Genomic DNA, 13562 nt, shown 5'->3' with positions numbered 1-13562 from the left:
GCGCCGCGCCAGCGGCACGGCACGTTCTGGCGCCCGCGCAGCATGTCGCGCGCCGCCGGGCAGGGACCGGCGTCGCCTGGCGGTTCGACGCCGCGAAGCGGCATCGAACCACCAGCACCCTACGGCGCGATCCCGTGCTCCGTGAGGAACGGCATCGGGTCGTAGCGAACCCCGTCGGCGCCGAAGAGCTCGAAGTGGGTGTGCTCCGTGGTGGCGTTGCCGGTGCGGCCGGTGAGGCCGATCACCTGGCCCGCCGTGACGATCGAGCCGACGCCGACCGTGAGCGAACCGTCCTGGAAGTGCATGTACATGCTGCAGACGGCCTGGCCGCCGACCTTGTGGGCGATCGAGGCGTAGACACCGCCTGTGCCACCGTTGCCCGATGAGGCGATGACGATGCCATCGGCGATGGCGTGCACGGGGACCCCGGGACCGTTCAGCATGTCGATGCCCTTGTGGAATCCCTCGGCGCGAGGCCCGAAGAGGTCGGACATCCGGTTGCCGTCGGGGTAGACCGGTGAGAACCCGGCGGATTCGGCCACCGCATCCGCCCCGGCCTGGCACTGCGCTCCCCCGTACCCGCCTTCGCTCGACCCGGAGACGACCGCCTTGGCCGCGGGCGCAGGCGTGGGTGTCGGCGTGTGCACTGCGTAGCCGTCGCGGGCGACGGTCGCACCCGCCCCGTCACTGGCGTCGAACGACTGCACACCGCCGGCGACCGCATCGATCTCGATGGAGTCAAACGAACCCGGGGTGGCGAGCGACGCGGCGGGAACCGAGGTCGCCACGGCGACACCGACCACGAACGTCATCGCGACGACGCCGAGCACTGTGCCTTGGTACTTCATCCGGCCCATTCTCTCTGCCCCGCCGCCTCAACACAACCGCATCACCCACCGCCCGCGTGCGCCTGGCAGAATCAGCCCATGCCCCTCCCCATCGAGCAGTACGCCATGATCGGCGACTGCCACTCGGCCGCCCTCGTCGGCATCGACGGCAGCATCGACTGGCTCTGTCTCCCCCGGTTCGACTCCGCCTCCACGTTCGGCGCCCTCCTCGGCACCGCGGAGCACGGCCGCTGGCTGCTCGCCCCGAGTGCCGCGAACGAGCCGGCCGCAGCCCCCCTCGCCACCCGCCACTACCTCGATGACACGTTCCTCCTCGTCACCCGCTGGCAGACCCCCGACGGCGTCGTCGAGGTGACGGATGCGATGCTCCCGCTCGAGGAGCACCGCTCGGTGGTGCGCCGCATCCGGGGCATCTCGGGCACGGTGAGCATGCACCAGGAACTCGCCGTGCGGTTCGGCTACGCGGATGCGCTGCCCTGGATGCGCCAGGCTCCCGAGCACGGTGGCACCGCCGTGATCGGCATCGCCGGCCCCGACGCCGTGATCGTGCGCGGCGCCGCACTGCACGCCAGCAACCACGTCCACGAGTCCACCTTCGACGTGGCCGCGGGCGAGGTCGTCGACCTCCAGCTCACCTGGTTCCCCTCCCATCTCACCGCGCCCGCTCCTCTCGATGTGAGCGCCGTGCTCGAGGACACCGCCGCCTGGTGGCGGGAATGGGCCGGCGAGACCACGCTGCCGGCCCCCTACGCCGACTCGGTTCGCCGCTCGCTCCTCGTGCTGCGCGCCCTCACCCACCAGGAGACCGGCGGAATCGTGGCCGCGGCCACGACGAGCCTGCCGGAGCAGTTCGGGGGCCCGCGCAACTGGGACTACCGGTTCACCTGGATCCGCGACGCCTCCCTCACCCTCTCGGCCCTGATGCTGCACGGCTACGAAGACGAGGCCGGGCACTGGCGCCGCTGGCTGCTGCGCGCCATCGCCGGTGACCCGGCCGACATCCAGACCATGTACGGATTGAGCGGCGAACGGCACCTGACCGAGTACGAGGTCGACAGCCTGCCGGGCTACCAGGGTGCGTCGCCCGTGCGCGTGGGCAACGGGGCATCCGGGCAGTACCAGGGCGACATCTTCGGCGAACTCATGATCGCGCTCCGCGAGGCGCGGCGCATCGGCGTCGACGAAGACCAGTACTCCTGGCCGCTCCAGCGCGCCCTGCTCGGGTTCCTCGAAGAGAACTGGAGGCGGCCCGACAACGGCATCTGGGAGATCCGCGGGCCGCAGGTGCCGTTCACCCACTCACGCGCCATGATCTGGGCGGCATTCGCGTGCGGCGTCGAGGCGGTGCGCGAGTACGGCCTCGACGGCCCCGCGGATCGGTGGGCCGAGATCCGGGACACGATCCGTGCCGAGATCGAGGAGAAGGGCTACGACCCCGGCCGCAACACGTTCGTGCAGCACTACGGCACCACCGAGGTCGATGCGTCTCTGCTGCTGCTGTCGCAGATCGGTTTCGTGGCAGACGACGACCCCCGGATGCTCGGCACCGTCGCTGCGATCGAGAGCGATCTGCTGCGCGACGGTCTGCTCATGCGGTACCGCACCGAATCGGGGGTCGACGGCCTGCCGGGCGGCGAGCATCCGTTCCTCGCCTGCTCGTTCTGGCTGGTGGGGCAGTACGCCCGGTCGGGGCGTCTCGACGACGCCACCCGCTTGATGGACCGGCTGGTGGCTCTCGCCAACGACGTCGGCCTCTTGTCGGAGGAGTACGACGTCGGGAATGCCCGGCAGGTGGGCAACACCCCGCAGGCCTTCTCGCACCTGGCGCTCGTGCGCGCGGCCGACGCGATCGCGCAGGCGATGGCGGGCACGGCGGAGGAGCCGGCCGAGGCACCCCGGCACGATTAAGGCTTAAGATCGTCTGGATGCAGCCACTCACCGAAGCGGAGATCCGCGGGTCGTTCACGAACATCAGCGAGCACGAGCTCGAGCGGATGACCCTGCCGGGGCTGCACGAGATCGTGTGGGAAGACCGCGAATTCCTCGGCTGGCGTGACGCGCACGCCATCCATCGCGGCTACATCGTGTACTGGCGGGACGGACATCCGGTGGGCATCCTGCTCAAGGCGGCGGGCTCCCGCACGCGTCCGGGCATCTCGGCGATGTGCACGCTCTGCCGCACGCCGCTGCCGGGTGTGCAGGTCACCCTGTTCACCGCTCCCCGGGCGGGCCAGGCCGGGTTCGACGGGAGCACCGTCGGAACCTACATCTGCTCCGACCTCGGCTGCTCGGCCGTCATCCGTATCGTTCCGCCGAAGTCGGAACTGCAGCCCGATCCGGATGCCGTGATCGCGATGCGCGCCGAGGGTCTCACGGCCCGGCTGTCGTCGTTCACCGCCAACGTGCTGCGCGCGGGCTGACCGGGGTCGTGAGCGGCGTGGCCTGCGCCACGACCCGGCCGGCGATCACGGTCACCGTGGCCACCGGCGTGTGCACGGGGGTCGCGGGGATCGACGCCACGGCGGGCGGCACCGAGGCATCCGGGACGTCGAAGGAGGCGATCGCGAGAGCGTCGCGGCAGGCCGCGGCGGCCTCCGAGCTCGACGCCGCGGCACCGTACCAGCGCCCGCAGGTGAGCACGATGCGATTGTCGAGCGTCATGTACCAGCCGCGGCTGCCGGGCTTCGGGCCGGAGACCGGAGTGATCACCAGCTCGTCGAGTCGCGCCCGCAGCCGCACGATGTGTGCGCGTGCGGCGGCGGGATCGGGGTAGAGGTGGGCCGATCGGCCGAGTTCCCGGTTGTTCACGGCGAGCAGGCGCCAGATGCCGGCCGGGTCGGCGGATACGATCTTCGGCGCGGTCGCGGTGGTCACCACCGCGTCACGGAAGCGGTTCCAGGATTCGCGCATGGGGTCGCTCGCGGACGCGAACGACCAGAACACCACTCTCGGCGTGGGCGACATTGCGATTCCCTCTGACTTCCCCCGGAACTCCCTAGGAATCGTGGGGTTCCCGAGTGAAGAGCGGGCAATCGGAAGGTGAAGGGGCAGTGTCCGAGAGGCGTGCAGAGGGTCTGCTCCGGCGGGTCTAGCCGTCGTTCTCCACGATCACGTCGTCATCGGTGGAGACGACCTCGTCGGGGTCCTCCGGCTCGTCGGCGATGGTGGGATCGACACCGGAGGGCACGGCATCGGTGGTCGGCCCGTTGCCCACCACGCCCTCGCCGTCGGGGTAGCCCGCGGAATCCGGGTACTCGATGTCGCTGAGGTCGACGTCATCGGGGTTCTTGTCGGTCATGCTGCTCCTCGTCGCTCGAGCGGTACGGGTCATCCGCTGCTCCAGTCAAGCACGCCGGCACGGCTCACACGAGGGGTGCCACGACGCCGTCGCCCCTCGGCACGGAACGGGTTGAGCACTTCGCGCGGGGTGACGTCAGTAGTTCTGCTGGATGGATGCGGCGATCGTGCCCACGTCGTCGTTCGCGGCGAACAGGCCGTTCACATCGGTGAAGACGCTGCTGTTCGCCATGATCGTGAACGCGAAGGTGCGGCCGCCCTCAGTGTCGATGTAGCCCCCGAGCGCCTTCGTGGGCAGGAAGTAGCGGCCGTTGAAGCCGTCGAGGGCGGCGAGGGTGCCGGTCTTGCCGACCACCTTGCCCGCGGCGGGGCTGTCGGCCTGCACGAGTGTGAGCGAGCCGTCGACGCCGAGACCGGGCAGGGTGGAGCGCCACTCGTCGGCGTCATCGCGCGCCGCCATGATGGTCTGCAGCTGCACCTCGTTGTTCGCCGTGATCTTGTTGCCGGGCAGCCCCGAGCCGTCGATGAGCACGGCGCCCGTGGTGTCGAGGCCCGCGTCAGACCAGATCGTGCCCGCCGCCTTCAGGCCATCGGCGCATCTCGTGCTGCCGTTCGCCACGGCGAGCAGGCAGATGAAGGTCTGGGCTCCGCGGTTGTAGCTGATCTTCATGGCGTAGGTCGCGTCTTCCTTCAAGGGAAGACTCGTCAACTCGGCCACCGAGGGCAGGGCGTCGACGGCGTCGGTGGCCGGCAGGGCCGCATCCGGATTCGTGGAGATCGGGTCGGCGGTGACGGTCACGCCCGCGCGGGCCAGCGCCTCGATGAGGGCGGTGCGCGCGAAGGTCGCGGGGTCGGCGAAGGCGTAGACCTTCACGATCGGATCGGCGTCTTCGAGGATCGTGCCGCTCAGCACGATGGTCTTCTCGTCGGGTGACGACACCGTGATCTCGGTGTCCTCCGTGCCGGCGGCGACGGTCTCGACCTGATTGTCGATCGTCCAGGGCGCCACGACGGGGCTCATCGCGGTGGCGGCCTTCTCGCCCACCGCGCCCGGGGTGATGGTGAGGTCGATGACGTTCTGGTTGATGATGATCGGGGTGACGGGCTGGCCGTCGAGCTCGGCCGGGGCCCAGAGCCGGTCGTCGACGATCACGTCGCCCGAGACGGCATCGATGCCCGACGCCTTCACCTGGGCCGCCAGCGCGTCGAGGCCGGTGAGCGGGTCTTCGGTGGTGAGGGTCGCCCCCGGCACGCCGTTGGCATCGTTGTGGTCGAGATTCGTGAAGTCGACCGTGCCGTCGGCCTTGGTGCGGCCGCCCATCGTGAGGTCGCCCTTGCCCACCAGGATGAGGTCTCCCGTGAGAGTGCCGTCGACCACCTGCCCCGTGCTCTTCACGGGCGTGACGACGGTGTGGTCGGGGCCGAACTGCAGCCAGGCCGCGCCGATGCTGTAGGTCTTCACGACGGATCCGGGTTCGAAGAAGGTGTCGGCGTTCAGCGAGACGATCTGCTCACCCGTGTCGACGTCTTTCACCGAGATGGCCCACTGACCGTTCGCGTAGGCCGGCTGGTTCATCACATCGAGGGCCTCCTGGGTGAGACCGGGAACGCCGGTGAGTCCCACGCTCGGTGCCGCCGTAGGCGCGCCCGCCTGGGCGGTGCACGCCGACAGGCCGACGACCGCGATCGCGACCACGGCGGCGAAACGGATGGATGTGGCGACCTGCATGCTTCCGACCCCTCTGAGAACCCACGCACCGGCCGCCGAGCACGCCGCTGACCGATCTGACGCTCCGATCATCTCAGCCGCGGGACTCCCGCCGGAATGGGCCCGGTCGGCATTCCCTCATCGGCTCCGCACGTTCAGGCGGGAAGCTCGCCCGCCACCACCCGGCCGCGCGACACCACGGCGACGATCCCGTCGGTGTCGAGATCGTCGATCGTCTCCCACGGACGCCCGCGCATCACGACGAAGTCGGCGCGATGACCCGCGGCGAGCAGGCCCAGGCTCGACTCCCGGCCGAGGGCCCTGGCCGCCCGGGTCGTGGCGGCCTCCAGCGCCCGCGAGGCGCTCCAGCCGAAGACCGAGGCCATGAGGCGCACCTCCGCCATCTGGTCGCCGAACTGCACGTGATGGCCGTTCGCATCCGTGCCGAGCACGAAGTCGACGCCGGCACGGGCGGCCTCGCGCAACAGGGCGTCGCGCTCGGCCACGAGCGCGGCCGCCTTCTCGGCCTGCTCGGGCGAGACCCCGTTCTCCCCCGCCGCGATGCGGTCGTTGATGAGCAGCGTGGGCGCCACGGTGATCCCCGCGGCGACGACCCGGGCGGCCTGCTCCGGCGTGAGAAGGGTGCCGTGCTCGAGGGAGTCGACGCCGTGCTCGAGGGCCGCGTCGATTCCGGCGGCCGTGTGCGCGTGGGCGGCGACCCGCATCCCGAGCGCGTGCGCCTCGTCGACGATCGCCGCGATCTCGGCGCCGGTGTAGTTGCGCCACGCGCTCTTGTCGCCCACCGAGAGAACACCGCCGCTCGTGGCGATCTTCACGCCATCGGCACCGGCTCGGGCCCAGTGGCGCACGAGCTTGCGGCACTCGTCGGGCCCGTCGGCGAGCATCTTGCGCAGGGGGAAGGCCGGCGGGATGAAGAGGTCGCCGTGCCCGGCGGTCATGCTGACCATGCCGTGCGCGAGCATCCGTGGTCCGTCGACGATGCGGTCGTCGATCGCCCGTCGCAGCGAGAACTGGATGTCGTCGGCCGCCAGATCGCGCACGGTCGTGACGCCGCCCTGCATCGCCTTCACCGCGTTCGAGAGCCCGTGCAGGGTCTGCTCCTCCGGTCGCGTCACGAGCGGCCAGGTGAGGAAGTCGGCTTTCCCGTGGCCGGCATGGCCGACCAGATGCACGTGGGTGTCGATGAGGCCGGGGATGACGGCGAACTCGGATGCGGCTGCGGGGTCCGCGGGTTCGATCCGGCTGATGACACCGTCGGTGTCGTCGACCTGCCAGGTGAGGGTGCTCGGCCCGTGGGCCGTCTCGCCGTCCCAGAGCTGGGCGGTGATGCGGTTCATAGTGGTGCTCTTTCGGCGGTTCGGTGGATCAGGTGCGGGAGTTCTTGCGGGGGAACAGCTGGCCGAGGGCCGCCGGCGGCCTCATGGTGGTGCCGGCCACCACCAGCACGGCGAGGGTCACGAGATAGGGAGCGGCGGTGGCGAGCGCGCTCGGCAGCGGCACGAACAGGAACACCACGAGGAGCGCGGCTCCGAGCGCGAGCGGAGCGATCCCCGAGGTGCGCGCACCCCGGCGGATCCGGAGCAGCCCGAGCAGGAGGAACACGACGGCGAGGATGAACAGCAGCGCCCGGAAGGTCTCCGGACGGCCGAGGCCGACCGCGTCGCTGAAGCCGAACAGCGAGGAACCGAGGAACACGCCCGACGGCATCCAGTTGCCGAAGATCAGCGTGGCCAGGCCGATGAAGCCCCGGCCGGCCGTCTGGTTCTCCACATAGGCCTGCGAGATCAGGGCGAGGTAGCCGCCCGCGAATCCCGCCAGCCCGCTGCCCACCAGCACAGCGATGTACCGGGTGCGGTGCACCTTGCCGCCGAGGGCCTGGAGGGCGGCGGGCTGCTCGCCCGCGGCGCGCCAGCGCAGACCGAACTTCGTGCGCCAGAGCAGGTACGCGGTCGCGGGGATCAGCAGCAGCCCCACGATCGCGGCCAGCGACACGTCGTGGGTGAGACCACCGACGATGCCGCCCACCTGCGTGATCACGGGGATGCCCGAGGCCTCCATGGTGCGGGTGAGGTCGGGGGTACCGAGACCTCCGGAGAGGAACGGCACGCTCACCACCGGCAGCGACCCGTCGATGCGCGGTGACCGGGCGATCGTGCCGCCGTCGATGCCGTTGAACACGATGTCCGACATGAAGCGCGCGAGCGCCGCCGCGATCACGTTGATCGCCACACCGACGATGAGCTGGTTGAGCCCCATCTCGATGCACAGCACGGCCATCAGAAGGCCGAAGATGAGGCCGCCCACGACTCCACCGCCGAGTGCGGCCCACGGGCCCCACAGCCAGCCGAACAGGCCGGCCATCCAGGTGCCGCCGATCATCATGCCCTCGAGGCCGACGTTGATGACGCCGGCGCGCTCGGAGTAGAGACCGCCGATGGCCACCACGGCGATCGGTACGGTGAGCCGCAGCGCGGACCCCCAGGTCGACGACGCCGAGATACCGGGGGCGTCGGCCACGTACTGCGCGACGATGATCAGTCCGAGTCCGAGCAGTCCCCAGCGCACGGCCGCCCGCAGGCGGCGAGGGCTCGGGGCGAGCGATCGGGGGGCGGCGGCGGGCGCCGAGGGGGTCGCCGATTCGACGGTGTCGGTCATCGTGCCGCCTCCATTCCGGGGGCCGAGGGGGTGGGCGGGGGCGGCGATCCAGGATGCCGACCGGCCGCCCGGCGACGACGGAGGGCGTTCCAGAGGGCGATCCTCTGGTCGGCCCGCTCGGTCAGCCAGTAGCCGATCGCGGAGCTCAGCAGGATGACGGCCATGAAGACCGATCCGACCTCGGTGGGCAGCTTGACGAGACCGAGAACCTGGGAACTGCGCTCGACGAACGCGAGCACGAAGGCGCCGAACGCGATCCCGATCGGATGCGACCGGCCGAGGAGGGCGGCGGCGAGGCCCGTGAACATGAGGTCGGTCGGCAGCGTGCCGTCGAAGCGGAAGGCGGTGCCCAGCACGTGCGGCAGCCCGACGAGCCCTGCGATCGCCCCCGATCCCAGCATCGCCCAGATGATGCGGCGGTTCACCCGGATACCGGCGGACTCCGCCGCCTCGGGCGACTTCGAGGCCACCTGCAGGGTGAAGCCGAACACCGTGCGGTACTGGATGAGGTAGAAGAGGATGCCCACGGCGATCGCCACGAGCAGGAAACCGCTGATGGTGGTGCGGTTGCCGATGCCGAGGTCGACCAGGGCCGGCATCGCGCCCTCGGCGTCGATGATCGCGGTGCCGGTGTTCTGCCCGCCGCCGGAGCGGAAGACGTCGGCGAGCAGGATGGCGACGACGGTGGTCGCGATCGCGTTCATCAGGATCGAGGTGATGACCTCGCTCACACCCCGGTAGACCTTGAGCAGAGCGGGTACGAGCGCCCAGAGCGCGCCCACCAGGCAGCACACGAGCAGGGTGATCGGGAGCCGGAGAGCCAGCGGCAGGGGCAGATTCGCGGCCACCACGGCGCCGGCCAGCGCCGCCACCCGGTACTGACCGTCGACCCCGATGTTGAACAGCCCCATCCGGAGTGCGAAGGCCGCGGCCACACCGGCGAGGTACAGGGGCACCGCGTTGTTGAGTGCCGAGACGAGCGAGGCCGGCTCGATGCCGTAGTTCCACATCACCTCGTAGGCGGATGCCGCGGAATAGCCGCCGAACGTGAGGAAGAGGGTGGTGACGAGCAGGGCCAGCAGCACCGAGACCACGGGTCCGGCCAGCGTGACGGCGATGCGGCGGATCATGCGGCGCCTCCGATCTGGGTGCGGACACCCGTCATGTACTCGCCGAGCTCCTGGGCGTCGACGTCGCGGGGATCGAGTTCTGCCACGATCCGGCCGCGGTAGAACACCAGGAGGCGATCGGAGAGGGCGAGCAGCTCGTCGAGGTCGGCCGAGATGAGGAGGGTTCCGAGCCCTCGGTCGCGAGCGGCGGTGAGCTCGCTCCAGATGGCCGACTGGGCGCCGATGTCGACACCGCGGGTGGGATGCGCGGCCACCAGCACGCGCGGATCCGAGCCGAGCTCGCGGCCCACGATGAACTTCTGCTGGTTGCCTCCGGAGAGCGAGGAGGCGAGGGTGGAGCTGCCGCCGCCTCGCACATCGAACTGCGCGATGATCGCCCGGGCCACGCCCGCGGCGCCGCTCCGGCTGAACCAGGGCCCCCGTCTGACCGGAGGGCGGGTGTGATAGCCGAGAGCGGCATTCTCCCGCAGCGCCATCGACAGCACGATCCCGTCGCGGTGCCGGTCTTCGGGGATGTAGGCCATCCCGCGCGCCCGGCGCTCCTCGGTGGGCAGACCGCTGATGTCGTGACCGCCCATCGCGATCGCGCCCGAGTGCTTCGCCCGGCCGAGGAGCGCCATCAGGAGTTCCGACTGGCCGTTGCCCTCCACGCCGGCCACCCCGACGATCTCGCCGCTGTGCACCTCGAGCGAGACGCCATCGAGGGCCGGCACCTCGCCGGGCTCACCGACGGTGACCTCGGTGGCGGAGAGCACCACATCCGTTCCGGGTGGCACCTCGCGCGGCGCCACCGCGGGCATCGCGACCTTCACCATGAGCGAGGCGAGGTCGGAGGCCGACGACTCGGCGGGCGTGGTGCGCCCCACGACGGCACCGGCCCGGATGACGGTGATCTCGTCGGCGAAGTCGAGCACCTCGTCGAGCTTGTGCGAGATGAAGATCACCGCCGCACCGGCCTCGGTGAAGCGCCTCATCGCGGCGAACAGCGACTGCGCCTCGCTCGGCACGAGCACGGCGGTCGGCTCGTCGAGGATGATGATGCGCGCATCGCGGTAGAGCACTTTGAGGATCTCGACGCGCTGCCGCCCGCCGACGCCCAGATCGCGCACGAGCGCGTCGACATCCACCAGGAAGTCGTTCTCCTCGGCCAGCGAGGCGACCCGCGAACGGGCCGCCCTGCTGTCGAGTCGCAACGCGGTTCCCGGCTCGTCAGCCAGCACCACGTTCTCCCACACGCGGAGCGCGTCGGCGAGCAGGAAGTGCTGGTGCACGATGCCGATGCCGGCCTGCTGGGCATCCCGGGGCGAGGAGAACGAGCGCGAGGAGCCCGCGATCTCGATCGTGCCCTCGTCGGGACGCTCCTCGCCGGCCAGGATCTTCATCAGGGTCGACTTGCCCGCCCCGTTCTCGCCCACGATCGCGTGCACCGTTCCCGCTTTCACGGTGAGGTCGATGCGGTCGTTGGCGACGAAGGCGCCGAACCTCTTGACGATGCCCGTGAGGCGCACCAGCACGTCCTGCTCCATCGGGATGCTCCTGTCGCTCTTCTGCTCGTCGCTCGTTCGGGGCGGGGCGGGGGTCGTTCCGCTAGACGGTCGTCGGCACGGTGATGGTGCCGTCGATGATGTCCTGCTTCGCCTTCTCCAGCTGGGTGCTGTAGGCGTCGAGGAAGCCGCCGGTGGTGGCGTAGCCCACGCCGTCGTTGGAGAGGTCGAAGTCCTGCTCCCCGGGCTCGAGCGTGCCGTCGAGGAATGACTTGATCGAGTCCTTCACGGCCACGTCGACGTTCTTGATGGCCGAGGTGAGGATGTACGGCTTGATCGACTCGTCGACCTGGCTGTAGACGTCACCGTCGACCCCGATGGCCCAGTTCTTCGTGGCCGTGGTCGAGGAGGCGGCCGCCTGCTCGTACACGCCCTGGCCCGATCCGCCGGCCGCGGCGTAGATGACGTCGGCTCCGCCGGCGTACATCGAGGCGGCGGCCTCCTTGCCCTTGGTGGGGTCGGAGAACCCGGTGAAGTCGCCGAGCGGCGAGAGGTAGGTCTTGTCGACGACGATCGACGGGTTCACCGACTTCGCACCGGCCTCGAAGCCCACGAAGAAGTTCTGGATGGAGGGCTGGTCGACGCCGCCGACGAAGCCCACGTGCCCGGTCTTCGAGGTGAGCGCGGCCGCCACGCCGACGAGGTACGACGACTGCTCGGCGGCGAAGGAGATGGTGGTGGTGTCGGGGATGACGGTGCCCTTGTCGATGTCGACGGCCACGAACTGGGTGTCGGGGTGGTCGGTGGTCTGCTCCATCGGCGTGGCGTACTGGAACCCGATCCCGATCGCGAGGCCCGAGCCCTGCGAGATGGCGAGGTCGAGGCGGTCCTGGTAGTCGTCGGTGTTGGGGCTCGAGAGGTCGAGCGGCGTGAAGTCGAACTCCGACTGGGCTTCGGTGAAGCCCTTGTACGCGCTGTCCATGAACGAGAAGTCACCGGTGGTGCCGTACAGCATCGCGATCGTGGGCCCATCGGACGAGGCGGTCGACTGGGTGCTCGCCGTGGTACCGGAGCATCCGGTGAGAACGAGCGACGCGGCCAGAGCGGTGCCGCCGATGGCCACCAGCTTTCGGGTGAGGGACATGAGACTCCTTGGTAATCGATTGCAAGCAAAAGCGAGCATAGTGCGCGGAATGATGTGCCTCAGTGTTCTCTCCAGCGGTTGCTTGCCCATTTCTGGCATGTTTCGAGCGTGTTTAAGGTGTGCAAAACCGGGCAAACGATTACACGAATTGACCGACGTCAGATGCTCACGTGCTTTATGGTGGCGACATGGACACCGCGGATCAGCCCACGCTCGCCGATGTGGCCGAGCGTGCCGGAGTGAGCGTCGCCACCGCATCCCGGGCTCTCACCGGGGCGCGCCCGGTGTCGGACGATCTGCAGCGCAAGGTGCGCGAGGCGAGCAAGTCGCTCGGCTACCGGCGCAACACCGTCGCGAGTTCGCTCCGCCTCCAGCGCACCGAGACCGTCGGGCTGGTGCTCCCCCGTTACACCACCACCTTCCTCTCCGCACTGATCGAGTCGGTGAGCGACGGGCTCGAGCACCACGACATGTCGCTCGTGCTCCGCTACTCCGAGCCCGATGCCGTGCACGACCGCGAGAACATCGAGTCGCTGATCGGCCGGCGGGTCGACGGCATCATCATCTGCCCGCCCTCCCTCGAGGTGAGTCGCGAGTCGATCGAGGCGGCCGGGGCCATCCCGGTGGTGCAGGTGGGGCGGTTCGTCGAGACCGATCGCTCCGACTCCGTGGGGCTCGACGAAGACCGCGCCACCAGCATGCTGGTGGCGCACCTGGCCGACCGGGGTGCCGGCCGCATCCTGGTCGTGGGACTCGACGCCGACGCCACGGCAGACGTGCGACGCATCCGTGCCCTGCAGGCGACCGGGGCGCTCCGCGGGGTCTCCGTGTCGGCCGCGGAGTTCACGGGCGCCGTGCTCGACGGCGGCATCCGCGCGGCCGAGCGGCTCGTGTCCGAATACGCCTCGGGCGACGACGGCTGGTCGGGGCCCGACGCCCTCGTCTGTGCCAACGACGACGTGGCCTCGGGAGTGCTCGCTGTGCTCCGGATGCGCGGGGTCGCGGTTCCGGGCACCGTGCAGGTCGCGAGCCTGCTCGATCTCGCCCCGGGTCGTGAAGACCACTCGACCACCACACTGCGGCACCCGTGGCCCGAGATGGGCCGCGAGGCCGTGCGCCTGCTCATCGACGCCATCGGCCGCGGCTCCGACCGCGTCGCCCGCAGGGTGAGCCTGGCGCCCCAGTTGGTGCCCGGCAGCTCGACCCGGCCCTAGGCCCGCTCGCGACGTCGTCGTCCGACCGCGGTCGCTCCGTTCCCCTCCGCTCCCCCGACCG

General features: G+C 70.2%; 12 protein-coding genes. 3 read left to right on the top strand and 9 right to left on the bottom strand.

The window, feature by feature from the left end:
• Window positions 1-119: 119 nt before the first annotated feature.
• Window positions 120-848, bottom strand: a complete 729-nt coding sequence (locus tag EPO52_RS04585; protein ID WP_290802582.1) for a M23 family metallopeptidase — start codon at window positions 846-848, stop codon at window positions 120-122.
• Between the two features lie 78 nt (window positions 849-926).
• On the opposite strand from EPO52_RS04585, the gene EPO52_RS04580 reads away from it, so the two are divergent.
• On the top strand, window positions 927-2756 hold the full coding sequence (locus EPO52_RS04580; RefSeq protein WP_290802579.1) for a glycoside hydrolase family 15 protein: 1830 nt from the start codon (window positions 927-929) through the stop codon (window positions 2754-2756).
• Window positions 2757-2773: 17 nt separating this feature from the next.
• On the top strand, window positions 2774-3268 hold the full coding sequence (locus tag EPO52_RS04575) for an FBP domain-containing protein (RefSeq protein WP_290802577.1): 495 nt from the start codon (window positions 2774-2776) through the stop codon (window positions 3266-3268).
• On the opposite strand, the gene EPO52_RS04570 is transcribed toward EPO52_RS04575, so the two are convergent.
• From EPO52_RS04570 to EPO52_RS04535, 8 genes are all read right to left on the bottom strand, one after another.
• Window positions 3240-3812, bottom strand: a complete 573-nt coding sequence (locus EPO52_RS04570) for a hypothetical protein (protein WP_290802574.1) — start codon at window positions 3810-3812, stop codon at window positions 3240-3242. The two genes, EPO52_RS04575 and EPO52_RS04570, sit on opposite strands and share 29 nt — an antisense overlap.
• Window positions 3813-3936: 124 nt before the next feature.
• Window positions 3937-4146, bottom strand: coding sequence for a hypothetical protein (locus EPO52_RS04565; RefSeq protein ID WP_290802572.1), 210 nt, complete (start codon window positions 4144-4146; stop codon window positions 3937-3939).
• Between the two features lie 135 nt (window positions 4147-4281).
• Window positions 4282-5874 (bottom strand): D-alanyl-D-alanine carboxypeptidase/D-alanyl-D-alanine-endopeptidase, encoded by a 1593-nt coding sequence (gene dacB, locus EPO52_RS04560; protein WP_290802570.1) that lies wholly within the window; start codon window positions 5872-5874, stop codon window positions 4282-4284.
• Window positions 5875-6008: 134 nt separating this feature from the next.
• Complete coding sequence (locus tag EPO52_RS04555; RefSeq protein WP_290802567.1) at window positions 6009-7211, bottom strand: amidohydrolase family protein; 1203 nt, start codon at window positions 7209-7211, stop codon at window positions 6009-6011.
• Window positions 7212-7239: 28 nt separating this feature from the next.
• Entirely contained in the window at window positions 7240-8529 is a 1290-nt protein-coding gene (locus EPO52_RS04550) for an ABC transporter permease (protein ID WP_290802565.1), read from the bottom strand.
• On the bottom strand, window positions 8526-9659 hold the full coding sequence (locus EPO52_RS04545) for an ABC transporter permease (RefSeq protein WP_290802563.1): 1134 nt from the start codon (window positions 9657-9659) through the stop codon (window positions 8526-8528). The genes EPO52_RS04550 and EPO52_RS04545 overlap by 4 nt, the downstream gene beginning before the upstream one ends.
• Window positions 9656-11185: an ABC transporter ATP-binding protein gene (locus EPO52_RS04540; RefSeq protein ID WP_290802561.1), complete on the bottom strand. Its 1530-nt coding sequence runs from the start codon at window positions 11183-11185 to the stop codon at window positions 9656-9658. The genes EPO52_RS04545 and EPO52_RS04540 overlap by 4 nt, the downstream gene beginning before the upstream one ends.
• Before the next feature lie 61 nt (window positions 11186-11246).
• Window positions 11247-12287 (bottom strand): BMP family ABC transporter substrate-binding protein, encoded by a 1041-nt coding sequence (locus EPO52_RS04535; protein ID WP_290802559.1) that lies wholly within the window; start codon window positions 12285-12287, stop codon window positions 11247-11249.
• Window positions 12288-12475: 188 nt separating this feature from the next.
• On the opposite strand from EPO52_RS04535, the gene EPO52_RS04530 reads away from it, so the two are divergent.
• A complete protein-coding gene (locus tag EPO52_RS04530; protein ID WP_290802557.1) occupies window positions 12476-13501 on the top strand; it encodes a LacI family DNA-binding transcriptional regulator in 1026 nt (341 codons plus the stop codon).
• Window positions 13502-13562: the final 61 nt, after the last annotated feature.

The organism is Herbiconiux sp. (assembly GCF_004297105.1).
Classification (GTDB): Bacteria; Actinomycetota; Actinomycetes; order Actinomycetales; family Microbacteriaceae; genus Herbiconiux.
The sequence above is the reverse complement of the archived record's forward strand: the minus strand, read 5'-3'. Positions and strand labels throughout refer to the sequence as shown.

Coding starts and splice junctions, on each gene's coding strand:
- EPO52_RS04585 (WP_290802582.1), bottom strand. CDS start 848: ATGAAGTACCAAGGCACAGTGCTCGGCGTCGTCGCGATGACGTTCGTG.
- EPO52_RS04580 (WP_290802579.1), top strand. CDS start 927: ATGCCCCTCCCCATCGAGCAGTACGCCATGATCGGCGACTGCCACTCG.
- EPO52_RS04575 (WP_290802577.1), top strand. CDS start 2,774: ATGCAGCCACTCACCGAAGCGGAGATCCGCGGGTCGTTCACGAACATC.
- EPO52_RS04570 (WP_290802574.1), bottom strand. CDS start 3,812: ATGTCGCCCACGCCGAGAGTGGTGTTCTGGTCGTTCGCGTCCGCGAGC.
- EPO52_RS04565 (WP_290802572.1), bottom strand. CDS start 4,146: ATGACCGACAAGAACCCCGATGACGTCGACCTCAGCGACATCGAGTAC.
- dacB (WP_290802570.1), bottom strand. CDS start 5,874: ATGCAGGTCGCCACATCCATCCGTTTCGCCGCCGTGGTCGCGATCGCG.
- EPO52_RS04555 (WP_290802567.1), bottom strand. CDS start 7,211: ATGAACCGCATCACCGCCCAGCTCTGGGACGGCGAGACGGCCCACGGG.
- EPO52_RS04550 (WP_290802565.1), bottom strand. CDS start 8,529: ATGACCGACACCGTCGAATCGGCGACCCCCTCGGCGCCCGCCGCCGCC.
- EPO52_RS04545 (WP_290802563.1), bottom strand. CDS start 9,659: ATGATCCGCCGCATCGCCGTCACGCTGGCCGGACCCGTGGTCTCGGTG.
- EPO52_RS04540 (WP_290802561.1), bottom strand. CDS start 11,185: ATGGAGCAGGACGTGCTGGTGCGCCTCACGGGCATCGTCAAGAGGTTC.
- EPO52_RS04535 (WP_290802559.1), bottom strand. CDS start 12,287: ATGTCCCTCACCCGAAAGCTGGTGGCCATCGGCGGCACCGCTCTGGCC.
- EPO52_RS04530 (WP_290802557.1), top strand. CDS start 12,476: ATGGACACCGCGGATCAGCCCACGCTCGCCGATGTGGCCGAGCGTGCC.